This window comes from Corynebacterium auris (genome assembly GCF_030408575.1).
Lineage (GTDB): Bacteria > Actinomycetota > Actinomycetes > Mycobacteriales > Mycobacteriaceae > Corynebacterium > Corynebacterium auris.
Window position 1 is genome coordinate 74,599 of the sequence record NZ_CP047047.1, and the last position, 25,563, is coordinate 100,161.

At 67.0% G+C, this 25,563-nt stretch carries 22 protein-coding genes; 16 read left to right on the plus strand and 6 right to left on the minus strand.

All coding sequences use genetic code 11. The features are described from left to right. Entirely contained in the window at positions 1-1,323 is a 1,323-nt protein-coding gene (locus CAURIS_RS00385; RefSeq protein ID WP_290342262.1) for a M20/M25/M40 family metallo-hydrolase, read from the minus strand. Positions 1,324-1,416: 93 nt separating this feature from the next. On the opposite strand from CAURIS_RS00385, the gene bioB reads away from it, so the two are divergent. From bioB to CAURIS_RS00430, 9 genes are all read left to right on the plus strand, one after another. Next, positions 1,417-2,436 (plus strand): biotin synthase BioB, encoded by a 1,020-nt coding sequence (bioB, locus tag CAURIS_RS00390; protein ID WP_290342263.1) that lies wholly within the window; start codon positions 1,417-1,419, stop codon positions 2,434-2,436. A 2-nt stretch (positions 2,437-2,438) separates the two neighbouring features. Continuing rightward, the gene (gene bsaP, locus CAURIS_RS00395; protein WP_290343402.1) at positions 2,439-2,642 is read left to right on the plus strand and encodes a biotin synthase auxiliary protein BsaP; all 204 of its coding nucleotides are present in this window, start codon (positions 2,439-2,441) and stop codon (positions 2,640-2,642) included. A 96-nt stretch (positions 2,643-2,738) separates the two neighbouring features. Beyond that, entirely contained in the window at positions 2,739-3,551 is an 813-nt protein-coding gene (locus CAURIS_RS00400) for a MetQ/NlpA family ABC transporter substrate-binding protein (protein ID WP_290342264.1), read from the plus strand. 6 nt (positions 3,552-3,557) lie between these two features. Continuing rightward, entirely contained in the window at positions 3,558-4,553 is a 996-nt protein-coding gene (locus tag CAURIS_RS00405) for a methionine ABC transporter ATP-binding protein (protein WP_290342265.1), read from the plus strand. After that, positions 4,550-5,212 (plus strand): methionine ABC transporter permease, encoded by a 663-nt coding sequence (locus CAURIS_RS00410; RefSeq protein ID WP_290342266.1) that lies wholly within the window; start codon positions 4,550-4,552, stop codon positions 5,210-5,212. The genes CAURIS_RS00405 and CAURIS_RS00410 overlap by 4 nt, the downstream gene beginning before the upstream one ends. 620 nt (positions 5,213-5,832) lie before the next feature. After that, entirely contained in the window at positions 5,833-9,447 is a 3,615-nt protein-coding gene (locus CAURIS_RS00415) for a DUF6923 family protein (protein ID WP_290342267.1), read from the plus strand. A 158-nt stretch (positions 9,448-9,605) separates the two neighbouring features. Beyond that, a complete protein-coding gene (locus CAURIS_RS00420) occupies positions 9,606-11,180 on the plus strand; it encodes a SpaH/EbpB family LPXTG-anchored major pilin (protein ID WP_290342268.1) in 1,575 nt (524 codons plus the stop codon). Between the two features lie 131 nt (positions 11,181-11,311). Next, positions 11,312-12,235 (plus strand): class C sortase, encoded by a 924-nt coding sequence (locus tag CAURIS_RS00425; protein ID WP_290342269.1) that lies wholly within the window; start codon positions 11,312-11,314, stop codon positions 12,233-12,235. Continuing rightward, positions 12,222-13,064 carry a SpaH/EbpB family LPXTG-anchored major pilin gene (locus tag CAURIS_RS00430; RefSeq protein ID WP_290342270.1) on the plus strand — a complete coding sequence of 281 codons (843 nt, stop codon included), beginning with the start codon at positions 12,222-12,224 and terminating at the stop codon, positions 13,062-13,064. The genes CAURIS_RS00425 and CAURIS_RS00430 overlap by 14 nt, the downstream gene beginning before the upstream one ends. Here the strand turns inward: CAURIS_RS00430 and CAURIS_RS00435 are convergent. Continuing rightward, positions 13,061-14,062, minus strand: coding sequence for an App1 family protein phosphatidate phosphatase (locus tag CAURIS_RS00435; RefSeq protein WP_290342271.1), 1,002 nt, complete (start codon positions 14,060-14,062; stop codon positions 13,061-13,063). The two genes, CAURIS_RS00430 and CAURIS_RS00435, sit on opposite strands and share 4 nt — an antisense overlap. A 40-nt stretch (positions 14,063-14,102) precedes the next feature. On the opposite strand from CAURIS_RS00435, the gene amn reads away from it, so the two are divergent. The 4 genes from amn to sucD all read left to right on the plus strand — a co-directional run bounded on the left by amn (position 14,103) and on the right by sucD (position 18,617). Next, complete coding sequence (amn, locus tag CAURIS_RS00440) at positions 14,103-15,482, plus strand: AMP nucleosidase (RefSeq protein WP_290342273.1); 1,380 nt, start codon at positions 14,103-14,105, stop codon at positions 15,480-15,482. 19 nt (positions 15,483-15,501) lie between these two features. After that, positions 15,502-16,446 carry a Sir2 family NAD-dependent protein deacetylase gene (locus CAURIS_RS00445; protein ID WP_290342275.1) on the plus strand — a complete coding sequence of 315 codons (945 nt, stop codon included), beginning with the start codon at positions 15,502-15,504 and terminating at the stop codon, positions 16,444-16,446. Between the two features lie 80 nt (positions 16,447-16,526). Continuing rightward, positions 16,527-17,723 (plus strand): ADP-forming succinate--CoA ligase subunit beta, encoded by a 1,197-nt coding sequence (gene sucC / locus CAURIS_RS00450; RefSeq protein ID WP_290342276.1) that lies wholly within the window; start codon positions 16,527-16,529, stop codon positions 17,721-17,723. After that, complete coding sequence (gene sucD / locus CAURIS_RS00455; protein WP_290342277.1) at positions 17,724-18,617, plus strand: succinate--CoA ligase subunit alpha; 894 nt, start codon at positions 17,724-17,726, stop codon at positions 18,615-18,617. A gap of 12 nt (positions 18,618-18,629) precedes the next feature. Here sucD and CAURIS_RS00460 read toward each other — a convergent pair whose 3' ends face one another. After that, the gene (locus tag CAURIS_RS00460; RefSeq protein WP_290342278.1) at positions 18,630-19,925 is read right to left on the minus strand and encodes a dicarboxylate/amino acid:cation symporter; all 1,296 of its coding nucleotides are present in this window, start codon (positions 19,923-19,925) and stop codon (positions 18,630-18,632) included. A 174-nt stretch (positions 19,926-20,099) separates the two neighbouring features. Here CAURIS_RS00460 and CAURIS_RS00465 point away from each other — a divergent pair, with 174 nt between their 5' ends. Then, positions 20,100-20,624, plus strand: coding sequence for a gamma carbonic anhydrase family protein (locus CAURIS_RS00465; RefSeq protein ID WP_290342279.1), 525 nt, complete (start codon positions 20,100-20,102; stop codon positions 20,622-20,624). Here the strand turns inward: CAURIS_RS00465 and CAURIS_RS00470 are convergent. Next, positions 20,580-21,659 carry an ROK family transcriptional regulator gene (locus tag CAURIS_RS00470; RefSeq protein ID WP_290342280.1) on the minus strand — a complete coding sequence of 360 codons (1,080 nt, stop codon included), beginning with the start codon at positions 21,657-21,659 and terminating at the stop codon, positions 20,580-20,582. The genes CAURIS_RS00465 and CAURIS_RS00470 overlap by 45 nt on opposite strands. Positions 21,660-21,716: 57 nt before the next feature. After that, a complete protein-coding gene (locus CAURIS_RS00475) occupies positions 21,717-22,478 on the minus strand; it encodes an NAD-dependent deacylase (RefSeq protein WP_290342282.1) in 762 nt (253 codons plus the stop codon). Positions 22,479-22,535: 57 nt separating this feature from the next. Between CAURIS_RS00475 and CAURIS_RS00480 the strand changes: the two genes are divergently transcribed. Together CAURIS_RS00480 and CAURIS_RS00485 are read left to right on the plus strand one after the other, a co-directional pair. After that, complete coding sequence (locus CAURIS_RS00480; protein WP_290342283.1) at positions 22,536-24,254, plus strand: DUF885 domain-containing protein; 1,719 nt, start codon at positions 22,536-22,538, stop codon at positions 24,252-24,254. 67 nt (positions 24,255-24,321) lie between these two features. Beyond that, on the plus strand, positions 24,322-24,510 hold the full coding sequence (locus CAURIS_RS00485) for a hypothetical protein (protein ID WP_290342284.1): 189 nt from the start codon (positions 24,322-24,324) through the stop codon (positions 24,508-24,510). 18 nt (positions 24,511-24,528) lie between these two features. On the opposite strand, the gene CAURIS_RS00490 is transcribed toward CAURIS_RS00485, so the two are convergent. Next, entirely contained in the window at positions 24,529-25,548 is a 1,020-nt protein-coding gene (locus CAURIS_RS00490; protein WP_290342286.1) for an AbrB family transcriptional regulator, read from the minus strand. Positions 25,549-25,563 lie beyond the last annotated feature (15 nt).

Genomic DNA, 25,563 nt, shown 5'->3' on the forward strand with positions numbered 1-25,563 from the left:
CTACGCCCCGAGGAAGCGGCGCACCAGCGAGCGGTATGCCTGGGCCGTCAGCTCGACGTCCTGGACCTCGACGTATTCGTCGTGGCCGTGCAGCTGGTCCAGGACCCCGCCGAGAGTGGCCGTGCGGTGGAGGGCGAAGCCGTAGCCCACGCCGCCCTGGCGGCGGCCAAAGCGCAGGTCGGAGCCGCCGGCGGAGAGGATGGGGACGACGGGGACGTCGGGGAAGAACTCACCGATGGTGTCCACGATCGCGCTGAACAGCGGGCCCTCGGCGGGGGAGACGGTGGCGTCCTCGGTGATGAGGTGCTCGATTTCGACGCGCTCGGCGAGGTCCCCCAGCCCGGAGCGCAGCAGCGCGTCGATGTCCTCTTGGGTCTGCCCGGGCAGGGGGCGGATATCCAGTTCCAGGTAGGCCGTCGAGGGCAGCACGTTAATGGCGGAGCCGGCGCGCAGGACGGTGGGTGAGATGGTCAGGTGGCTCATGGCGTGGGAGTTGCGCGCTAGGTCGCCGAGCGCGTCGTAGTTGCGCCCCTCGAGGAGCTCTTGCTCGGTGTCCGGGTCGAAGCGGAAGGCGCGCACGTAGTTTTCCCACAGGTCGTCGGAGCGCACCTCGGGCTCAAGCGCGGCGACGCGCCGGGCCACCTCGGCGATGAGGGCGATGGCGGATTCGCGGCCGTAGGGGATGGAGCCGTGTCCGGCGTCGCCGCGGACGGTGAGGCGGCGCTGCGCGGCGCCCTTCTCGCCGACGACCACGGCGATCGCGTCCGAGCCGTCGGCGACCGGCAGGTGGGAGCCGCCCTCCTCGGAGAGGCAGTTTTTCCAGCTGAAAGCGTCCGCGGCGTTTTCGGCGAGCCAGCCCGCGCCGAGCCCGCCGCGGGCCTCCTCGTCCGCGCAGCCGACGAAGGTGAGGGTGCCGCGCGGCGGCGTGTCGGCGAGCGCGACCTCCCTGGTCACCGCCGCCATGGCGGCGGTGATGTAGAGCATGTCGGTGGCGCCGCGGCCGTAGATGCGCCCGTCCACCTCGTCGGCGGCGAAGGGGTCCTGCGTCCACTTCCCGGTGTCGGCGGGCACGACGTCGGTGTGGCCGAGCAGGGTGAGCGGCTCCGCGTCGGGGTCGCTGCCCTCGACGGTGAAGGCGATGGAGACGCGGCCGGGGTGGGGCTCGAAGCGCTGCACTTTCACGTCGGTTCCGTCGAAGAAGCGCGCAAGGGTGTCGGCGTTGCGCACCTCGTGGCCGGAATCGGCGGTGAGGTCGTTGACGCAGGCGTTGGAGATGAGCTCCTTGAGCAGGTCCAGGGTTGAGTCTGTAAGGGAGGAAGCCATGCTCCGACGTTAGCGCGCCGCACAGCGAAACGCTGAACACCGTTCAGGCGATGGGTTATAGTATTGCCACCCCAACTGAACGGAGTTCAAGACATGTCTGCATCGATCCTCGACGTCGCCCGCACCAAGGTCCTTGAGAACGGCGAAGGCCTCAACGAGGCCGAGCTGCTGGAGGTCCTCCGGATCCCGGACGAGCACCTGCAGGAGCTGCTCGATCTCGCCCACCAGGTGCGCATCCGCCACTGCGGTGTGGAGGTGAGCCTGGAAGGCATCATCTCGCTCAAGACCGGCGGCTGCCCCGAGGACTGCCACTTCTGCTCCCAGTCCGGCCTGTTCGAGTCGCCGGTGCGCGCCGTCACCCTCAACATCGCCGAGCTGGTGGAGGCCGCGAAGCAGTCCGAGAAGATGGGCGCGAGCGAGTTCTGCATCGTCGCCGCCGTGAAGGGCCCCACCCAGAACCTGCTGGACCAGGTGCGCGAGGCCATCACCGCGATCACGGCGGAGGTGGACATCTCCATCTCGGCCTCGCTGGGCATCCTCACCCGCGAGCAGGCGAAGCAGTTGCGCGAGATGGGTGTGAGCCGCTACAACCACAACTTTGAAACGGCGCGCTCCTTCTTCCCCAACGTGGTTACCACCCACACCTGGGAGGAGCGCAAGAACACCCTCGAGTTCGTCCGCGCGGAGGGCATGGAGACCTGCTGCGGCGGCATCATCGGGCTCGGCGAGACCCTGGAGCAGCGCGCGGAGTTTGCCACGCAGCTCGCCGCGGTGGAGCCGCACGAGGTGCCCATGAACTTCCTCGACCCGCGCCCGGGCACCCCGTTTGCGGACCGCCCGCTCGTCCCGCAGGGCGAGGCGCTGCGCGCGGTCGCGGCGTTTCGCCTGGCCATGCCCACCGCGCAGCTGCGCTTCGCGGGCGGCACGGAGCTCGCGCTCGGCGACGACGGCACGGAGGCCGGCCTGCTGGGCGGCGCGAACGCCATCATCGGCGGTAACTACCTGACCACCCTGGGCCGCCCGATCGAGCGAGACCGCGACCTGGTGGACAGGATCGCCCCGCGCCGCAACCTGGGCATCACCCCGCTCGAAGAGACCATCAAGGCCCTCTAAACGTGAGGGTTCCCGAGAGCACGGAGCTTGCCGACGCCATTCTGTCCGGCTCGGTGACTTTTAGCGTGCGCGCGGATCGGCCCTACGACGCCCCGCGGGTCTGCCCGCTGTGCGGGCGCCGCATGGTGGTCAAGATCAACCCCTTCGGTTGGGAGGCCGCGTGCTCGCGCCACGGGTTGTTCCGTTCGGAGTGGTTGGAGCGCTAAGAAATTATAGACAGACTTGTACATTAGTCTTTGACTAAAAAGTCTGTTGTGTCTACCTTGGGTGTCACGTACGTTGCCGCACCTAAGGAGACCACCTTGTCTGTTTCTAAGAAGTTCGCCGCCGGTGTCCTCGCTTCCGCCCTGGCCTTGGCCGGGTGCTCGTCCGCAGAGGACGACGCCAACACCATCCGGGTCGCCACCTCCCCGGGGCCCTACTCCGAGCTTTTCCAGCAGGGCATTGACCCTCTGCTGCAGGAGCAGGGCTACTCGCTGGAGTACACCAACTTCTCCGACCTGCAGCAGGCGGAGACCTCGGTGGCTGAGGGTGACAACGACCTCATCGTGGACCAGCACAGCGCGTACATGGAGGTCTTCAACGACGAGACCGGTTCCAACCTCGCTGCCATTATCGAGGTGCCCACGGTCCCCTCGGCGCTGTACTCCAAGCAGCACGCCGGCCTCGATGACGTTGCGGAGGGCCACAGCGTGGGCATCCCCCAGGACGCGTCGAACAAGTCCCGCGCGCTCAACATTCTCGTCGACGCCGGTTGGGTCACGCTCAAGCCCGACGCGGACCGGGCCCTGCTGAGCGAGGCGGACATCGAGGACAATATCCACCAGCTGGAGATCCGCCCGATGGATTCGGCGCAGCTGCCGCGCGCGCTTGACGACGTTGACTGGGCCGTCATCCCCGGGTCCATCTCCTATTCCTCCAACGTCAACCAGGACTGGAGCCACTTCCAGGAGAACTTGCGGCCGGAGCTGATCCTCGTCGCGGCGACGCAGGAGGAACAGGTGGACTCGCAGTGGGCCCAGGACGTCGCCGACGCCTACCAGTCGCCGGAGTTCGAGCAGTTCATGGCCGAGGAAAACGAGAACGGCTACTGGTACATCCCGGACTACAACTAAAGCGACATGGCCAACGAACCCATCATCACGTTCCACGACGTTACGAAGAGCTTCGACGGCTTCAACGCCCTCGAAGGAATAAACCTCGCCGTCGCCCGTGGTTCCATCCACGGCATCATCGGCACCTCCGGGGCCGGCAAATCCACCCTGTTGCGCACGATCAACGGGCTGGAGCGCGCCACCCGGGGCAGTGTCGAGGTCCTCGGCCAGGACCCGTCCCGGCTCGGCCGCAAGCAGCTCTCCCAGCTGCGCCGCTCGGTGCCGATGGTGTTCCAGGCCGACAACCTCCTCGGCTCGAAGACGGTGGCGGAGAACGTGGCCATGCCGCTCGTTCTGGCCGGCGAGAAGAACGCCGCGCGCAGCCCCCGCGTCGCCGAGGTTCTGGGTCTGGTGGGGCTGGGGGACCGCGCCGAGCACTACCCCTCGCAGCTGTCCGGCGGCCAGCGGCAACGGGCCGGTATCGCGCGGGCGCTGGTGACCAACCCGCAGGTCGTGCTGTGCGACGAGCCAACCAGCGCACTCGACCCGGTGACCACGACGCAGATCCTCGCCTTGCTCTCTGAGATCAACACGGAGCTGGGTATCACTATCGTCATCATCACCCACCAGATGAGCGTTGTCGCCCGCCTCGCGGACTGGATCACCGTGCTCGACGCGGGCGCGATCGTGGAGGCCGCCCCGGCCCGCGACATTTTCATGCGCCCGCAGGCGCCGGTGACGAAGGACTTCGTGGGCTCGGCCGCGCCCCAGGCCCCCGGCGGAGACGAGGGCGAACAGCACGCCTACCCCCGCGTCATCCGCGTGAGCACAACCCACGCGCCGCAGGACATCCTCTCCAGCGTCGCGCAGTCGGCCAACGAGGCCCCGGCACTGATCCGCGCGGACTCCTTTGAGCTGCGCGCCGAGGTTGTGCACAACTTAACCCTGGGCCTGTCGCGGCCCTTCGATCCCACTGCCCTCAACGACGAGGCCACCACGGCGGAGGAGGTTTCTACCCCATGAATCTGCTCGATTCCAGCGTGACGTTCGACCAGTACGTCCAGGCCGGTCAGGAAACCCTCTACATGGTCCTTGTCTCCTTGGGCGCGGGCAGCCTCCTCGGTATCCCGCTGGGGCTCGCGCTCGTGCTCACCCGCCCCGGGGCGTTGCGGGGCAACCGCGTTGCCTACTCGGTACTCAACGTGCTGGTCAACATCGTCCGCTCCCTGCCCTTCGTGATCCTGATGGTGGCCATCGTCCCCTTCACCAGGGCGCTGGTGGGCACTGCGATCGGCACAACCGCGGCTCTTGTGCCACTGACCATCTTCATCGCGCCGTTCATCGCCCGGCTGCTGGAGTCCGCGTTTTTGGACATCAGCCCCGGCATCTATGAGGCGGCGGAATCCATGGGGGCGTCAACCTGGCAGACGATCCGCCTTTTCCTCCTGCCCGAGGCGAAGCCCTCCATCATCCTCGCGCTGACCACCGCGACGGTCACCCTCATCGGCGCCACGGCCATGGCGGGCACCATCGGCGGCGGCGGTATCGGCGACCTCGCCATTTCCTACGGCTACCAACAATTCGACTCGGTGGTCATCCTCATCACCGTCATCATCCTGGTCATCGTGGTCCAGGGCATCCAGAGCCTGGGCAGCGTCCTGGCGAAGCGGGCGCGCCACTAGCGCGTTGGGGGGGGGAGAGATCACGCGTCCCATACCCACTGGTACGCGCCGTGCGGTGGCGCTACATGACTGCTAGCGCACGAAGTTTTTTTTAGGTGGCCTTTCGATGAGGGCGATTGCGCTCGCAGAACGCTGAATATATAACGAAGGTCACTATCGGGGGTACCCAGTCGCGAGACCAATTTAAATCGTACCTATAAGTGATATTGCGCTGCGTATGCAGCGGCGATAAACGAAGCTTTATGTATGTTTGGGCCGTCGCAGGAGCCAGCCCAGCCAAAAAGTGATGCGATCAATTGCTTCTAGCCTTCTGACAGGTAAAGTACGGCGAGGCACAGTTGAATGCCAAGTCAACATAAAGGTCAATAGTGAAGGGCTGAGAAGCATAAGGCTATAACTCTCCCTTCACAGTTTCACCCACGAGTTTTCCGGCGCTCCTCTTCGCATGGCGTTATATTTCGGCATGTGTAGACGATTTCTGCGGCAGATTCACAGGGTGAGGGAAGGTTCTCACGTTGCGAATCCACGCGTGCGACACATACAACGCCCACCGATCGAGCGGATCGGCCTGGCGGGCACTGCTGCTCGTCTTCGCTGTCTTTACGGCATCGGTGGTTGTCGTGCCCGAGAGCGCAGCGCAGGCACAGACGGGAACGCCTGCAGAGTCCGCCGTCGCTGGGGAAACAAGGCTTGAGGCCGGAACGGACTATGACGACACCACAACCACGCGTCTGTTTGGGCCGGTTGAGCATTCCGTTTCCTTCACCGCCCGAGACGGCCAACCATCTCGAGACCTGGTGATCACCCGCGTCGAGATAACCTCCACGCTCCCCGCGGACTTTGACGGCAGCTGGTCCGTCTCGCGCAACGCCGCCACCTCCGGCGCCGGTTTCCGTGAATGCCGCGATTGCTCCGGGGGCGGGCAGTCGCTCGAGGTCGACTTGGCGGAATCTCACAACGGCAGCACCACGCTGGCTCTGCAGCCCGGTGACACCCTCGAGGTGACCTTTTCCGACAACGCCGCCGAGCCGGCCTCTCGCTACGACTACGAGGTGTACGGCTACTACGTAAGCCACTCTGAGCCCGAGGTCCAGGAGACCACCGGGGACGGCTCCGAGTCGAGCGGCACGGCGACAGAGGAACCGGAGCAGCCCGGTCAGGCGCGCGCCGCTGCCGACGGCGAGCCCCGAAACGCCGAGGCGGAGAATGCAGAGGTAGCCTCCCTTTCTACGCTGCTGCGTGAAGCACTGCCGATCGCGCTGTCCCTCTACGCTGCAGAACCAACCCCGTATGCGGCACGGGCGGCGGGGCCAAATGTCTACGCATCTCCGTGGAATCGGGACCCCGGCCCCCTGGCGTCATCAACCCACACGTTGACGGCACTCGACAACCGGGTATGGCAGGACCGGTTCGACCTGGGGGGCTCGCAGGGCGCAGTGATTTCGAGCATTACGTACGAGTACCTCCGGCCGAACGGGCTGGCCTTCCAACGCAGCTTCACCAGCGACGACGCCTTCGCGTTCAACATCAGCGGGGTTATTAACAGCGATGCCGTGCCGGCAGCCGAGCGGACCCCAATTTTTCTGTGTGATGGGCGGAGCACCCGAGTCTCGTGCCCTTACGGCCAGCTCTACTACGGTGTGCGGCCGGACCGAAACAACCCGGCCCCGGGTGAACACGTCGGGTGGCGCTACCCGGTGCGAAGCGGTGCGACGGGTAGCCCCGTCGTCTACGTCAACGCCATTATCGGGCACCAGCTCAACGCGCGCCAGAACGTCAGCTTTCGGCCGGAGGTGACGTTCACCTTCAGTGACTCCAATAATCGCCCCACCACCCTCGAGGTACCCGCGAACACGCAGACCACGATTCGCTACACGTGGAGTAACTCCCAGAGCAGCAACCCCCCGCAGGGCAACCAGGCGAGGCTGACGGTTACGGGCAATACCGGCGGTACCTCCACGCCCCCGCCCCCACCCGGCGGTCCGGATCCGTCCTTCGACCCGACTCGGCCAGGCGGTCGGTGCGCGCCCCGAGGCGGCACCGTGTGGGTCAGCGCGTCCGCCCACACGAACCCGGACGCGACGTTCAACGACCGCAATACAACCCAGCTGTACCGCCAAGTTTACGGCAGCACGACGTTCGAAACGGTCGGGCCTGTTACGAACTGGGTGTATAACGCTTTGGCGTACAACCCGAGAGACGGTTACCTCTACGCCGTCAGCCAGGGCCGCATCCGGACCCCCGCGTCGATGTCGGGCAACGCGAACACCTACGACGAGGACCCCCGTTACCCCGCAGGCCACCTCCTGCGCATCTCCCCGCAGAACGGCTCCGTGCAGGACCTCGGAAAGATCGAGGGGATCCAGCAGCAGCGGGTTGGCACATGGCCGAACGACCTGTGGGGTGGCATCACCTCCGGCGTGATCACCGCAAACGGTCTGTTCATCTTCGGCAACGCTTCCCTCTCCGGTACGGGAGACCGCTACACGTTGGACCTATCGAACGTCAACGCGAATACAAGCAATCAGTGGTGGGCCAACCGAATCACGGCCCGTCTGCGCTCCAACGACTACGCGTTCTTTGGAGACAGCTCCGACGGCTACATCTACGGCATGCGCAACAACACGACCATCCTGGAGCGTATCAACATTGCCGATGGTTCCGTGACTGAGTTCAATATGGCGGGCATTCAGGGCCCGCTCGGCCGGACCATGCCCAGCGGTCTTTACGGCACGGCCTGGACGTTCCCGAACGGAAACCTAGGTTTCGGTTTGAACTCGGCAAACACCTCGTATCAGATCGAGATCTATGACTCGACGCCCACGAGCTTCAAGGCCCGGCTTGTCTCCGTGGCGCCCTCCCCGACCTCGCAATCGAACGACGCTGCCTCGAACGCGCTCGTCGTTCCCCCAACGGACCTGGGGATAGCGAAGAGGCTGGTTTCTCTCCAAGGTGGCGTGGCCACGTGGGACATTACCGTGACCAATCATGGCCCCTGTGGCTCGTCCGGATTCAACGTCGTTGATCAGGTTCCCGCCAGCTACACCAACGTTCAGGTGCAGGGCGACGCCAGCGGTTGGATCCAGACCCAGTCGACGCGCGGGAATACCGTTGTTGCGCTGCACGGTCCCTTGGCAGCTGGGCAAACTGCGACATTCCGTTTGACGGCTGGGTACTCGGCGAGCAACGACGCTTGTGTCAGCAACACTGCGTCCGTGCTGGGCAACGAAAGAGACGAGAGCACGCAGAACAACATGGCTTCGGACGGCGCCTGCGAAATTGTGGTCGAGAAAACCGTCGTTGACGTCAACGGCGACGGGGTCATCGATGGGGTTGATTCCAGCCAACCGGTGCCGGGGTCGACGGACAGGACGATCCAGTACACCATCACGGTGAGAAACCGCGACCCGAACAACGCGAGCACCTACAACCTTATTGAGTCTCCGCAGTTCTCTCGGCTGGTCGAGGTGCAGGGCGGCACCGTCGTGTTCCCCGACGGTGGCTGGTCTACCCTGGGCAAACCACAGAACCAGGAGAGTATTCGCTTCCCGCTCGCGCAGAATAGAAGGATCGGACCGGGAGAGACACATACCTACCGTGTGACTCTCCGTTACTCGGCTCCGCCCCAGGGCGCGGACTTTTCCACGGCCGAATGCCAAGCCGGCTCTCCTCGTCAGGGCTTGTTCAACGAGGCGAGTGTGACCTATCCGGGCGGAAGCGCAGCGGACGATGCGTGCGGTCCGATTGTCAGGGACGAAACAGTAACGCTGTTCCTGCAGAAGGTTGGCAACGACAATCGCACTACGCCGTTGGCCGGTGCAGCTTTTGAGGTCCGTGCCGAGAACGGCGAGGTTGTCGCCGTGATGAACACCCCGGACACCGCGAACGAAGGGCTCTACTCCGCGTCGGGGCTGCGCAAGGGCACGCAGTACTACCTTGTGGAGACCCAGTCGCCGGAGGGCTACTCGCTGCTGCCGGAGCCCATCGCGTTCACCATCACCAACGATGACAGCGGCAACGCCAGAGTCGACGTGGCGGACAACCTCCACGCAATTGGGCTCGTGACCGACCCAGACCACGACGGGGCATCCCCGCGCAGCGCGTACATCACCATCGCCGATTTCAGGCAGGGCGACCTGCCCAAGACCGGTGGTAACGGGTACCTGCCGTGGGCTCTCATCTCCGCGCTCCTCGTACTCGTAGGCAGCCTAACCGCACGCCGAAAGGACATCTAAGACATGAGTTGCCACAGCCACGCATGCTGGTCCCGAGCTGGCCCAGATCGCGACCGCACCGTGCACACCTGCCGATAGGTCACGCACCCGAGCCCCCGTAGCGGGCCACCCCCCTTTTCCCGCGCCTTTGCGCGCATGCTTTGAAAGAGAGTTTCACCATGCGATTCGTCGCTTCTTCCCGCACCGTCGCCGCCTGCGCGGCGGTGGGCATCGCCCTGGCGTCCTCTGCCGCCACCGCCCCGATCGCGTTCGCGCAGGACACTCCCCAAGTTCCTGGCCAGCCGAGCGTGCCGGCTGCCAACATCGACCCCAGCCGCACCGGATCGATCACCATCAACAAGCGCCTGAACCCGACCGAGCTCCGCGAAGCTACCGGCGCCGTGGACCCCCAGGCGTCGGGTGCCCCCCTCCAGGGCGTGACGTTCACCGCGACGAGGATCAACCGCGATATCACCACCGCCGAGGGCTTCGCCGCACTCGCTCAAATGACGCCGGCCACCGCCGCGGAGAACCTCTCGCCGCTGCCGGCCGACCGCCGCACCGGTACGACGAACGCCGCCGGCCAGGTGCAGTTCGAGGACCTGTCCGTCGGCGCCTACTTGGTTGAAGAGTCCATCACCGGCACGGTGTCTGTCGGCGGCCAGGAGATTCCCGCTGGCTCCGTGGTTCCGGGCTCTGCATTCATCGTGTTCGTGCCGTTCACGCAGCAGAACGAGAACAACGCTGGGACGTGGAACTACAACCCCGTTGTCTACCCCAAGAACACCTCGCTGACCACGCAGAAGAGCGTCGTCGACTCCTCTGACGACCAGGGTGACAACGTCGGGGACACCGTGGAGTACCAGATCCGCTCGACCATCCCGGCGGTCCCCCAGGGCCAGACGCTGGGCCAGTACCAGATCCACGACCGCTACAACCCGACCGAGCTGGGCGATGTCACGGTTCAGTCCGTGTCCATCTCCGGTACTAACCAGGCGCTCACTCCTGAACTCCACTATACGGTCAACGACACCCTGACTCAGGACGGCAGGGCGCAAAAGACCATCGACTTCACTGCAGCTGGTCTGGCTCTGCTGGCGGCTAACTCGGGCCAGCAGGTCGTGGTAAACCTCGAGGCCGACCTCCTGGCTATCGATGAAGGCGACGGCGAGATCGTCAACGAGACGCAGACCACCGGTTTCACCCGCGAGGGCGACACGAACCACGAGTTCCAAACCGATAACCAGCAGGTCAGAACCTACCTGGCTAAGCTCCGGGTGGTCAAGCACGTCCAGGGCAACGAGGAGACCCGCCTGCAGGGTGCGGAATTTGAGCTCTACCAGACGGAAAACTGCACCGCCGAAGGCGTTGCGGACGAGGAGCCGCTGACCGTGGGCGGCGCAAGGTCCTGGACCACGGGAGCGGACGGCACGTTCACCATCGATGGGCTCCACGTCACCGACTTTGCCAACAATGAGGAAGCGGAACTGCCCAGCTTCTGCCTTCTGGAGACCGAAGCCCCCGCAGGCTACGCGCGGCTGACGCAGCCGATCGAGGTCAGCCTGACGCGCGCAGAAACCCGCGTCGTCGGCCAGACGGTCCCGCTGAAGAGCATCAACGTCGCCAACGTCCAGTCCAGCACTCCGACGCTGCCGGCCACCGGTGGCGCGGGCGTCGCCCTGCTGCTGCTCGTCGGCGCCGGGATCATCGGCGGCGGTGTCTACGCAGCCCGCCGTAACTCGGCCGAGGCCTAAGGGCTAAAGCCACCGGCCGTTTTCGGCCGGGGCACTTGAGGGGCCGCATCGCGCCCCTCCCTCCCCGGGGAAGGAAAACCCCGGCCCCTTTTCCAACAACTGCACACCCACCACCTCACTCGGGAGATTTCATGAGCACCACTATGCCCAACGGCACTGCCGGCGGCAGACACCGGGCCGCGTCGGCCGGACACTCCGTCCTGCGCCGCATTGTGGTGCCCGCGCTCCTGATCATCCTCGGCCTTGCCGTCATGCTGTACCCGGTCGTCGCGTCGCAGTGGAACAACTATGTTCAGCGCAACGTGGCGCAGCAGTACGACGAGATCATGGATCAGCAAAAGGCGGAGGACCCCGAGCTGATCCAGCGCACGCTCGTGGATGCCCGCGCGTACAACGAAACACACACCGACGGGCCGATCCTTGACCCGTGGCTCGCGCGCGTGAGCAAAGACAACGGCGCCTACCAGGAGTACCTTCAGCAGCTCTCCGGCCAGCCCGCCATGAGTCAGGTGACCATTCCCGCAATCGACTCGAAGCTCCCTGTCTACCACGGCACCGACGAACGGACCTTGCAAAAGGGCCTAGGGCACCTCTTCGGCAGTGCCTTACCCGTCGGCGGGGCGGGTATGCACGCAGTAATCACCGGGCATACCGGGATCACGAATGCCACGCTCTGGGACAACCTGGTGGAAGTACAGGTGGGCGATGACATCTACGTCAGCACCTTCGGCGAAAAGATGAAGTACAAGGTGTATGACATCGAGACGGTGCTTCCCAACGAAACTGACTCCCTCAAGGCACAGCAGGGTCGCGACCTTCTCACGTTGATCACCTGCACCCCGTACGGCATCAACACTCACCGATTGCTTGTCCACGCGGAGCGGGTGCCTCTTGACCCGGAGGACGAGCAGATCATTGCGGATGCGGGCGGTTTCACCATGCAATGGTGGATGTGGCTGGTCTTGGCCGTAGCGCTCGCAGTTGCGGTCGCCTTGATCTGGTGGATCCGACGCACAATGGCCAGCTCGAAGGAGAAGAGCAGTGAACAAAACTAAAATCGCGGTGCTTCTCGTCGCCGGAGCTTTAGCTTTCGCGCCAGGGGCGGAAGCAAGGACAGTGACAGGCAAGACCGACAACGTCGCCGTCGAAGCCATCGACTCCACCCGCTCCGTCGATTTGACCATCACAAAATCGCCCCGCAACCCCTACGACGATCCGCCGCCCAACATGCTGCCCGACGGCGGCCTCGCCGGCTTCACGTTTGAGCTCCGCCGCGTGGAAGGCGTCGATCTCACCACCGCTAGTGGGTGGGAGAAAGCTCGGGCAATGAGCCTCGATGAGGCACGGCAAGCAGCAAACGGGCCGCGCTACACCGCCACGACCGATTCGACCGGTACCGCCCGTTTCACGGACCTGCCAATCGGCCTGTACTACGTCGTGGAAACACCGCCCGACAGGCCCGGCTACACCTGGTTTTACGGCGGCCCCTTCCTGATCACCCTGCCCATCGGGGACGCGACTGAGACGCAGTGGCTATACGACGTCACCATCAGGGCGAAAAGCCCCCTGCCCGGAACCCCTCCAACGACGACCCCTCCAACAGCGACACCCCCACCGGCGACACCGCCAACGATGACCCCTCCAACGTCGACCCCGCCGACCACAACTCCACCGCAACCGCCCAGTACAATGCCCGGTCCGGGCCCGACACCTGCCCCCGGTGACACTCCCACCCCCGGGGCACCAGTTCCCGGCGAGGGGCAGCCAGGGGACGTCCCCCGACTGGCCAGCACCGGCGCGAACGTGGTCACCATCGCCCTGCTTGGCCTCGCGATGGTTCTGTTGGGCATTGTCCTCGCGCGCCGACGCCGCTCGGAACGCTAGCACCCCAGCCCGCGCAGCCGCGCGAGCAGCTCGTGGCCGTCCGCCCCGTGGATGGCGGGCACGCCGCGGTAGTCGCCGGGCTGCTCCATCGTGGAGGCCGTGCCGTGGGCCAGAAGGTGCTGCGGGGCGGTGAGCTCGCGCAGCGCCACAAGCTTCACGCGCCCGGGGTGTTCGGCGACGAGGTTGGAGTAAATCATCGGGTCGTGCTGGCCGTCGTCGCCCACCAGCGTCCAGGTGATGCGGGGAAAGTCGATGAGCAGGTTGCGCAGCTGTACCCGCTTGTGCTCCGGGCCGGAGCGAAACAGCGCCGTGGGGGTCGGGCCCCAGTCCGTCAGCAACATGGGGCCGGTGGGGAAGCCGTGGCGCAGCATGAAGTCGTGCAGCATGCCATAGGTGTTCCACGCCCCGGTGGAGACGTAGAACACGGGTTCTCCGGGGCCGCGGGCGGCGCGCAAAAACTCGGCCATGCCGTCGACGGGACGGCGGTTGGTGGCGCGCAGCACCCAGGAGTTCCACGCCGCCAGCAGGGCGCGCGGCAGCTGGGTCACCATGATCGTGTCGTCAATATCGGAGATGACGCCGTGGGTGACATCGTCGGCGATAACGCATACGGGGGCGCGGGCGGGGCGGGCGCAGAGCGGGACTCTGAGCAGCGCATCGTGCCAGCCGGGCTGGCACCCGTGGTCGGCGATGAGGGCGACCACGTAGCCCTGGTCGTCCGTGCGCGTGTGCACGGTGCGCGCGCCGAGGCTCACTGTGACGGGAATGTCGGGCACCGGGGTTGTCAAAAACTGCCGGTAGCCGCGCTGCAGGCGGGAGGAGGGCGCCGGGGCATCGGGGTCAGCCATGAGTACGCGGCCCACTACCCGGGCCCGGCTGGTGCTGCCGTAGCCGGTGAAGCCGGTGGGGGCGGGCAGCCAGGACGCGCTTGCTTTCCGGCGCACTCCCGCGCGCCGCACCCGCGCCTCCACCCACCGGGCCGCATCCGCCATTGCCATGGGCCCCAACAATAGTGGGACGCACGTAGGGTGGGGAGGCATGGTGAATGCAGTGGACGTGGATGGGGCCGTCGATAAGCTCATTGCGCTCTACGAACGCTCGTGCCAGCTCGCGCGCGAGGTCGTGGACTCGGGGGGCTACGAACGCTACGACGACGTGCGCTACCCCAAGATCAGCGTGGACATCAAGACCTGGGTGCCCATCGACCGCACGGAGCCGTTCGGCTACGTCGACGAGGCCGGGGTGTACTCCGCCGTTGTATCGCGGCCCGACCTCATGGCCGGCTACCTGCGCGCGCAGCTCGGCGCCCTGTGCGCGAACTACGACACCGAGATCAGCGTCGACTACTCTGACGTGCGCATCCCGCCCGAGTACATCCGCGGTATCTCCCGCCCCGACGGCGCCCACGCGATCCCCCGGCCGACATTGGACTCGGTGCACGACGCCATCGTCGACGGGGCGTGGGAGGCCTTCCACGGCGCGGAAAAGCCGCTGTTCCACTTCGGCCCGCAGCGCTTCGACCTCGCCTGCGCGCGCCTTGAGCACTACACCGGCATCGAGGTGGACTCGCTGCAGAAGTACATCCTGTTCACCAACTACGCCATGCACGTCACCGAGTTCGTGCGCTTCGGGCTGCGACAGCTGGCCGACCCCGCCTCGCGCTACAGCGCCCTGCGTCTGCCCAGCGGGGAGACCGTCTCCGATACCGTCGCCTTCGAGGACCTCGACCTCGCCTCCCGCTACCAGATGCCGCGTTACGACCTCATCACCCCGGAGGGCGACGGCATCACGATGATCAACATCGGCGTCGGGCCCTCCAACGCCAAAACCATCACCGACTCGCTTGCGGTGCTGCGCCCCGAGGCGTGGATCATGATCGGCCACTGCGCCGGCCTCGACGGGCGCATGCGCATCGGCGACCTCATCCTGGGCAACGCCTACGAGCGCCACGACGGCGTGCTCGACGAATACATCCGCCCCGACTCGCCCATCCCCGCCGTGCCCGAGATCCAGCGCACCCTGGAAAAGGCGGTACGCGAGGTCTACGGCGAGGACGCCGAGCTCATGCGCACCGGCACGGTGCTCTCCGCCGCCGACCGCAACTGGGAGTGGAAGACCCCACGCGACCTGTGGGAATGGCTCCGCGGCTCCACCGCCGCGGCCGTGGACATGGAATCCTGCGCCCTCGCCGCGAACGGCTACCGCTACCGCGTGCCCTACGGCACCCTGCTCGCCGTCTCCGACCTGCCCCTGCACGCCGTGCCCAAGCTGCCCGCCGCGGCGCAGGCTTTCTACTCCAACTCCAAGGAGGCGCACGTCATGTGCGCGGTCCGCGCCATGGAGCGCCTGGCGGAAAACCCCGAGCGGCTGCGCACGAGGAAGCTGCGTCGCACGATCGGCGAGGTGCCCTTCCGCTAGCCGCTACGCTTTCGGTGTGATGGAGGACAGGACCCACTTCGCCGACCCGGCGATCGCTATGGCGCACCGCAGCGCGGTGCGCTCCATTCAGCGCGTCGTGGTGGAAACAGCCACGCCGACTGAGCCGCGCCGGGCGTTGCGCCAGGTCACCGAGCAGCTGGCGCGCGGCAGAGTGCTCGTGATCACCGGCGCCGGCATGTCCACGGAATCGGGCATCCCCGACTACCGCTCGAAGGGCGGGCGGCTGACCAAGGGCCGGCCGATGACCTACCAGGAGTTCGCGCACGCCCCCGAGCAGGTCCGCCGCTACTGGGCGCGCGCCTTCGTGGGCATGCGCTTCATGCGCGCCGCCTCGCCCAACCGCGCGCACTTCGCGCTCACCGGCCTCGAGCGCGCCGGGCTGCTCACCGGCGTGGTCACCCAGAACGTCGACGGCCTGCACACCCAGGCCGGCACGCGCCGCCTGCTGGCCCTCCACGGCGACATGAACCACGTTGTCTGCCTCGATTGCGGCTTCGAGGAGACACGCTCGCTTTTCGACGCCCGACTGACCGCCGCCAACCCCGACTTCTTCGAATCGGTCGAGGTGACCGGCTCGATGATCAACCCGGACGGCGACGTGGAGCTGCGCGCCAGTGACGTGGAACGCTTCCGCATGATCAGCTGCGTGCGCTGCGGGGGCCACCGGCTCAAACCCGACGTGGTGTACTTCGGCGAGGCGGTGCCGAAAGAGCGCCGGGAAGTGGCGAACGGCTGGCTTGAGGCGTCGGCAAGCGTGCTCGCCGTGGGCACCTCGCTGGCGGTGATGAGCGGCTACAAGTTCGTCCTCGACGCGCTGAAGCAGGACAAGCCCGTCGCAGTGATCAACGGCGGGCCGGGGCGCGCGGACCAGAAGGTGAGCACGCTGTGGCGCGCCAATGTCGGTGATGCACTCGGCAGCGTGCTGGCGGAGCTGGGGCTGTAACGCATCCAAAGCGCGTGTCCAGGGATGTAGATAAAGTGGTCTGCGTTATAGGCACGGTTGCGAAAGGACTGCACCACACAATGGATCTTTACGAATACCAGGGCCGGGCGCTGCTGGCGAACCACAAGGTACCGGTTCTGCAAGCGCGCGTGGCCACCTCCACCGAGGAGGCGCGCGCGGCGTGGGACGAGCTGGATTCCGAGCTCGTCGTTGTCAAGGCACAGGTGAAAACCGGCGGGCGCGGCAAGGCCGGCGGCGTGAAGCTGGCCCGCTCCGCCGAGGAAACCGTCGAGGCCGCCCGGCAGATTCTGGGCATGGACATCAAGGGCCACACCGTCCACCGGGTGATGATCGCCGAGGGGGCGGACATCGCGGAGGAGTACTACTTTTCCATCCTGCTGGACCGCCCGGGGCGCAAGTACCTGGCCATGCTCTCGCGCGAGGGCGGCGTGGACATCGAGGCCCTGGCAAAGGAGCGCCCCGAGGCGCTGGTGCGCAAGAACTTCACCCCGCTGGAGGGGCTGACCGAGGACCTAGGCCGCGAGATGGCCCGCGAGGCCGGCTTCAGCGAGGAGGAGGCGGACAAGCTGGTGCCCGTGATGCAGCGCCTCTACGCCGTCTACGACGCCGAGGACGCGCAGCTGGTGGAGATCAACCCGCTGGTCAAGACCACCGACGGCGAGATCATCGCCCTCGACGCGAAGGTCTCCCTCGACGCCAACGCGGCCTTCCGCCACCCCGACCACGAGAAGTTCGTGGACAACTCCGCGACCGACCCGCTCGAGGTACGCGCCCAGTCGCTGGGTCTGAACTACGTCAAGCTGGACGGCAACGTGGGCATCATCGGCAACGGCGCCGGCCTGGTCATGTCCACGGTCGACGTGGTCGCCTACGTCGGCGAGGACCTGCCCACCGCGCCCGCCCCGGCGAACTTCCTCGACATCGGCGGCGGCGCGGACGCGACCGTGATGGCCAACGGCCTCAGCGTCATCCTGAGCGACCCGCAGGTCGATGCCATCTTCGTCAACGTCTTCGGCGGCATCACCGCCTGCGACCAGGTGGCCAGCGGCATCGTCCGCGCCATGGACATCCTGCGCGAGGCGGGCGAGGACCCCCAGCCGATCGTTGTGCGCCTAGACGGCAACAACGCCGAGGAGGGCCGACGCATTCTCGACGAGGCCGCGCTCGACTTCGTCGAGCGCGTTGACACCATGGACGGCGCGGCACAGCGCGTCGCCGAGCTCGCAGACCAGGCCGCAGCCGAAAGGACCAAGTAAATGTCGATCTTCCTCAACTCTGATTCCAAGGTCATCGTCCAGGGAATGACCGGCGCCGAGGGGCAGAAGCACACGCAGCGCATGCTGGACTCCGGCACCGTCGTGGTCGGCGGCGTCAACCCCCGCAAGGCCGGCGAGACCGTTTCCTTCAAGGGCGGCACGGAGGTCCCCGTTTTCGGCTCCGTGGCGGAGGCCGTGAAGGAGACCGGGGCGAACGTCTCCGTCGTGTTCGTTCCGGCGCGCTTTACCCGCGACGCGGTGGTGGAGGCCATCGAGGCTGCGGTCCCGCTGGTCGTGGTCATCACCGAGGGCGTTCCGGTGAAAGACACCGCCGAGTTCCACGCCCTGGCGCGCAAGTCCGGTACGACGCGCCTGATCGGGCCGAACTGCCCCGGCATTATCAGCCAGGAGCAGTCGAACGCCGGCATCATCCCGGCGGAAAGCGCCCCGAAGAAGGGCCCGATCGGCCTCGTGTCTAAGTCCGGCACCCTGACCTACCAGATGATGTTCGAGCTGCGCGACATCGGTTTCTCCTCCGGCGTGGGCATCGGCGGCGACCCGATCATCGGCACCACGCACATCGACGCGATCCGCGCCTTCGAGGAGGACCCGGACACCGAGTACATCATCATGATCGGTGAGATCGGCGGAGACGCGGAGGAGTACGCTGCGGAGTACATCAAGGAGCACGTGACCAAGCCGGTCGTCGCCTACATCGCGGGCTTCCGCGCCCCCGAGGGCAAGACCATGGGACACGCCGGGGCGATCGTCTCTGGCGGCTCCGGCACCGCGGCCGGCAAGCAGCAGGCCCTGGAGGCCGCGGGCGTGAAGGTGGGCCGCACCCCCTCGGAGGCGGCCCGGCTCATGCGCGAGATCGTCGAGTCCCGCGCCTAAACAGCCTGATTATCACACGCGCGCCTCGGCGGCGGTGGTGGTGGCGTTGTCCTCCCACGCGGAGTCATCGATGATGCCCTCGCGCTTGGCCACGACCGCCGCCACCAGCGCCTGGCCGGTGACGTTGACGGCGGTGCGGCCCATGTCGACGATCGGCTCGACGGCAAGAAGCAGGCCCACGCCGGACAGCGGCAGGCCGAGGGTGGACAGGGTGAGCGTGAGCATGACTGTCGCTCCGGTCGTGCCCGCGGTGGCGGCGGAGCCGAGCACCGAGACGATGACGATGAGCATGTAGTCGGTGAAGTGCAGCGGGATGCCGTAGAACTGCGCGACGAAGAGGGCGGCGATCGCCGGGTAGATGGAGGCGCAGCCGTCCATCTTCGTTGTCGCACCCAGCGGCATGGCAAAGGACGCGTACTCGCGCGGCACGCCCATGGATTCCTCGACGGTGCGCTGGTTGACGGGCATGACGCCCATGGAGGAGCGGGTGGCGAAGCCGAGGGTGGTCACCGGCCACACGCGGCGGAAGAACCCGCCCACGGGCAGGCGGTTGAGTGCCAGCACCGCGGGGTAGAGGGCGAAGATGACCAGCGCGAGGCCCAGGTAGATGGCCAACACGAACATGCCCAGCGAACCGAGGGCCTCCCAGCCGTAGGAGGCCACGGCCCGGCCGATCAGCGCGGCGGAGCCGATGGGCGCGAGGCGGATGATCCACCACAGCACCACCTGGATGACCTTGAGCAGGGACTCGGAAAACTCGAGGAAGGGCTCGGCGGCCGCGCCGGCCTTCACCGCGGCGACGCCGATGAGCAGGGAAATGATGAGGATCTGCAGGACGTTGAAGGTCAGCGAGACGCCGCCGTCGTCGGTGACCTCGCCGGTCAGGCCGAGGAAGTTGGCGGGCACGACGGACTGCACAAAGCCCAGCCAGGAGCCGGTCGTCGAGGGCTCGGCGGCCGCCTCCGGGCTGACGGTGGAGTTCGCGCCGGGTTGCAGGAGCATGCCGACGCCGATGCCGATGAGCACCGACACGAAGGCGGTGATGGCGAACCAGATGAGCGTGGTCACCGCTAGGCGCGCGGCGTTGGCGACCTTGCGCAGGTTGGCCACCGAGGTGACCACGGCTGTGAACACCAGCGGCGGGATGAGCAGCTTGAGCAGCTGCACGTAGGCGGAGCCGACCCAGGACAGCGTCTGGGTGAGCCATTCGACCTCCGCGCCGCGCGCGATGAAGCCGAGGATGAGGCCGACGATGAGGCCGGCGATGACCTGGGCGCCGAAGCCGGTGGCCCATTTTGGTAGGTGCATAACGTTCCTCGCTTAGTAGACCGTTCGGTCTGTATATTGTATTCTCGGACCGGAACAGTACACCACGTAGCGCAAAAACGGTAGATCGGCGTTCGTGAACATAAGTAGACCGGATAGTCTATATCGGCGCTGCGGGTAAGGTGGGCCCAACCGCAACAGCACAAGGAGCACGCCGTGATCTACGCCTTTGAGGGGACCCGCCCCACCATCCACCCCACCGCCTACGTCGCCGCCGAGGCCACGATCATCGGCGACGTGATCATCGGGGAAGACGCCAACATCTGGCCCGGCGCCGTCATCCGCGGCGACGTCGGGCGCATCCGCATCGGCGCGCGCACCAACATCCAGGACGGCACGGTCATCCACGTCGACACCGGCGCGGAAACGGTGCTCGAGGACGACGTCACGGTGGGCCACATGGCCATGGTGCACAGCTGCCACGTGGAGGCGGCCTGCCTGATCGGCATGAGCGCCACGGTGCTCTCGCGCGCCCGCGTCGGCGAGGGCTCCATCGTCGCCGGCGGCGCGGTTGTCCTCGAGGGCCAGGACATCGCCCCCTACAGCGTGGCCGCCGGGGTACCGGCCAAGGTGCGCAAGAGCCTGGACGAGGCCACGCGCGCAGACCGCCTGGCGCACGCGGCGCACTACGTCGAACTAGGGCAGCGCCACCGCAAGGGGCTCACGAAGCACGAGGTCTAGCGCCACGGCCCGGGCGATGTCGCGCACCACCTCCCGGTGGGTGGGGATCATGCGCAGGCTCACCTGCGTGCCCGCGGGGGTGCTCTCGCGCACCGCCCGCGCGAACGGGGCGGGGGCGAGCGGGTCGTCGATAAAGGCGGAGCCGGCCACCACGACGGTCGCCGGGGTGTGCTGCTCGTAGAGCTGGGCCGTCAGCTCGCCGAGCTGCTGGGCGCGGCGGTTGAGGGCGGGGCGCGTGGCGGTGCGGTGGGCGCTGGTGAGGGCGTCGTTAAGCGTGCGAATGCCCGGGATGCCGATGGCCCTGATGAGGCCCTGCGTGGTGAGGTCCTCGCGTGCGACGGGGACGGGAACGACCTCCTGGCCGGAGGCGACGGCGCACGCGATGGAGTCGTCCGCGAACAACGCCATGATGCCGGGGCTGTCGAGAGTGTCGCGCGACTGCGCCTCGCTGCCGACGATCGCGGCGGCGGCCGAGGTCACCGCGACCGGCACCCCGAACTGCTCGCGCATCTGCGCGCCGATCTTCACACCGTGCCAGTTCAGGTTCGGCGCGTAGACCACGCCGTCGCCCGTGACTGTGCCCGAGGTGGTCACCCCGATCGTGGCCAGGGGCCTGTCCAGCCCGGAGCGCAGCCGGTTGAGACCCGCCATGATGTGCTGGATGAAGGTGTCCTCGCTCAGGCGCGCGACGGGGATGTCGATGTCCATGCTGCGCAGCGCCTGCCCGCGCAGGTTGAACAGCGCCACGTATGTGGACAGGGTGCCGACGGAGATGCCGGCGTGGAGCGCGCGCGGAGAGCCGAGCGTCAGGGGGATCGTGGGCCGACCCCGCCCCTTGGCGCGGATGAGGTCCGCGCGCTCCGTGACGTAACCCGCCGCGATGAGCGCGGCAATGGCGCGGGTGATCGTCGGCTGCGACAGTCCGGTCGCGCTGACGAGCTCGCTTCTCGACGTCACTTCCCGCAGCCGGATCACATGGAGGCACTTTGCTGCGGGGGTGCTCGGGCGCGAGAAGACGGAGCCGGTTGCGATCATGTCACATATTCTAGCGTCCTAATAGACCGCTTTGTCCATGGAGTCGAGATAAGGGGTCTAGAAAAGGAGTTTGGGCAGGGCGTTCGCGGCGGTGTCCTCGATGACGATGCTGGCGATGCGAGACAGCTCGGTACGCAAGGGGGTGACCTCGATGATGGGTACCCCGCGCCAGTACGCCTCCACCGGCAGCCCCGCCGCCGGGTAGACCACCCCGGAGGTGCCCACGATGACCACGGCGTCCGCCTCCGCCATGCGCCGCTGGGCCTCGTCCCACTCCCGGTGCGGCAGGGCCTCGCCAAACCACACCACGCCCGGGCGCACCAGGTTGCCGCACAGCGGGCACTCCGGCGGGGCGATCGCCGCGACCGGCTCCTCGGGGAAAGGCGGCGTGCCGCGCCACGGGCGCGAGCAGATGCTGCAGCGGAAATCGAACAGCGAGCCGTGCAGGTGCACCACACCCTCGGAACCGGCGCGCTCGTGCAGGTTGTCGATGTTTTGCGTGGTCACCGTCACCCGCCTGCCGGGCGTGCGCGCCCACTCGGCGACAGCCAGGTGGCCGGCGTTCGGCTCCGCCGCGTTGACCAGCGAGGCGCGCCACAGGTACCAGGCGAACATCTCCTCCGGGCGCTCGGCCCACGCGTCCACGGAGGCCAGCGCGGTCGGATCCACGTTTTCCCACAGGCCCGTCACCGCGTCGCGGTAGGTGGCAATGCCGCTGTCCGCCGACATGCCCGCCCCCGTAAACACCTCGATGTGCTGCGCCTCTGCCAAAATGCTGGCTGCCTGCTCGTACGCCGTCTCGCTGCCCCGCGTTCCCATGACCCCACCTTAAACTCAGGTGGGCAAATGCGGGACCGTTCACTAGACTTTCCGCTCATGAGTGTGGATGCCCAGGACGGCACGCGATTTGCCACGACCATGGACGCGCGTGGAGAGGACTCCGCTGGCCCCGAAAGGACCCCGTCGCTTCTCGACGCCACCTGCGAAGACTTCGTCTACGACCTTGCGGCGCTGTCGCCGACCCTGGCCACCCGCGTTGGGGTGGACGGCCACGACCACGAGCTGCAGGACTTCAGCCCCTCCTACTGGGATTCCGTGGCGGACCGCGTCCGCGACATCGTCGCCGACGTCGACGCGCTCAATGACGCCACCGACGACTCGGACGACGAGGACGACTTCGACGCCGTCGACCACCTCACCGCCGCGATCCTGCGCCAGCGCATGACCCTGGAGCTGGAGCTGCACCACCGCGGCGAGTACCTGCGCATGCTCAATAACATCGACTCGCCGATCCAGCAGATCCGCGACGCCCTCGCGCTCATGCCCAGGGTCACCGCCGAGGACTTCGAGAACGTCGAGGCGCGCCTGTCGCGCGTGCGCACCGCCCTTGAGGGCTACCGCGAGTCTCTGGCCGAGGCGGCGAGCCAGGGCAACGTGTCCACCCACCGCCAGATCGACGCCGTGATCAACCAGTGCGAAGCCCTCGGCGACGACGACTCCTTCCTGGAGCGCCTCGGCGTCCCGCCCGAAAGCAGCGTCGTCGACGACGCCAAGGCCGCCTTCCAGGAGATGGCGGACTGGCTCTCCACCGAGCTCTCCCCGCAGGCCGAGTACGGCGACAGCGTCGGCCGCGAGCGCTACGAGCTCTTCTCCGAGTTCTTCCTGGGCACCAAGGTGGACCTGGACGAGGTCTACTCCCACGTCATCGAGGACCTGCGCGAGACCGCCTCGCAGCAGCTCGACATCGCCCACTCGATGTTCGGCTCCGACTGCACGGTGCAAGGCGCTTATCGACGCCTCAACGAAGACGACCAGTACACCCTGCGCGGCACCGACCAGCTGCGCGACTGGATGGAACGCACCACCCGCGAGGCCGTCGCCGCCGCCCGCGACTGCTTCACCCTCCCCGAAGAAGTCGGCAGGATCGGCTTCGCCGTTGACAGCCAAGGCACCGGCGGCGTCTACTACTCCGCGCCCAGCGACGACCTGCTGCGCCCCGGCACCCTGCGCTGGTCCGTCCCGGACGGCCGCGACGTCTTCCACTCCTGGCAGGAAAGGTCCCACGTTTTCCACGAGGGCATCCCCGGCCACCATCTGCAGCAGACCATCGCGCTGACGCGCCGCACCGAGCTCAACCTGTGGCGCCGCGCCGTGAACTGGAACTCCGCCCACAGCGAGGGCTGGGCGCTCTACGCCGAGCAGCTCATGGGCGAAGTCGGCGCCTTCGAGGACCCGGCCACGCGCCTGGGCATGCTCAGCTCGCGCCGCCTGCGCCTCGCCCGCGTCGCCGTGGACATCGGCGTCCACCTGAGCAAGAAGACCCCCGACAAGACCGGCACCTGGGACGCGCAGTACGCCAAGGCCTTCCTCCGCGACAACGCCGCCCTCCCCGAAACCGGCCTGGCCTTCGAGCTCGACCGCTACATGGGGTGGCCCGGCCAGGCGCCCTCCTACGCCGTGGGCTACCGCGCGTGGCTGCAACTGCGCTACGACGCCTTGGCGAAGGGCATGGACCTGCGCGAGTTCCACGACCGCGCCCTGGCGCTCGGCTCTATGCCGATGGCGCTGCTCTCGCACGAACTCCTGCGCGGTTAGCGCGCTGCAGCCGCGCGGCCGAAGCGTGTAGCCTCGGGCGCACATGATGGGAGAGGAGGAGTAAGCGATGAGCACGACACCATCGAACAAGAACGACCGCCGGAACACCAAGAACACCGAAACCGACAAGGTCCAGGACCAGAAGGGCCAGGACCAGAAGGGCCAGGACCAAAAGGGCACCCTGGACCAGGATGAGCTCGTGGACGAGCAGATCGACCAGAGCTTCCCGGCCAGCGACCCGCCCGCCTCGTACTAGTCCCCCCGAAAACACGAATCAGTCGCCCGTCGCCCGCCGCACAATCTGCGGCAGGTAGGCGGCGACCAGCATGATGGCGATGAGGCGGATCAGCTGCAGCGTGATCACGGCTGGCCCGGCCCCGCCCTCCGCGGACAGGGCCAGCACCGTTTCGATCGCGCCGGGGCTGGTGGCCAGGTACCCCTCGAAGAAGGAGACGTCGAGCCACCACGCGATGACCCCGCCCAGCCCCGCGCACATGGCCATCATGGCAAGGATGCAGCCCACGGTCAGGGGCAACAGCGAGCCGAAGTGCTTCAGCGAGGGCACGGACAGCCCGCCGCCGCACACCCAGCCGATGGAAAGGAAGGCCACGACGGCGAGGGCCGCCGGGACGGTGACCGCCACCGGCGTGAGCGCCCCAATGAGAATGGTGGCCAGCAGGGGGCCGAAGACGCTGGGGACGGGAATGTGGGCCTTCTCGGCCAGCGGCCCGGCGCCAGCGGCGATGGCGAGGACCAGCAGCCACATCCACCACGGGGGCGTTTCGGCGACCGGCGGGGTGTCGGCAGGCGTCTGCATGAGCGAGGTCACCAGCGGAAGCGTGATGGAGACGGTGAGCAGCCGCAGGTACTGGGTGAGTGCGACGTAGCGCATGTCGGCGCCGAGCTCCTGGGCGATGACAGGCATCATCGACGCCCCGCCCGCGAGCATGGACAAAATGCCGGTTTCCCTGCTCACTTTCCCGAAGCGGGAGAGCAGGTAGCCGGCGAGGAAGCCGAGGCCAATGGTGACGGCCGCGACGACGAGCCCGGGGAGCAGAAAGCGCACGAGCACGCCCGCAGGGATACCGATCAGCGGCACGGCGGCAAGCACGCCGATGATGCCGCGGCACAGGGCGTAGAAGTGCGTGTTCACCTTGAGGTCGCGCCCAGTGCCCAGGGCCATCGCGCCGGAGCAGAGGATCGCGCCGAGGATCCACGCGGCGGGGACGTGCAGGTAGTTCAGGAGCCACCCCAACGCCACGGAGGCGGGGGCGACAACGAACCAGCGATTCATGGGGGCTGATTCTAC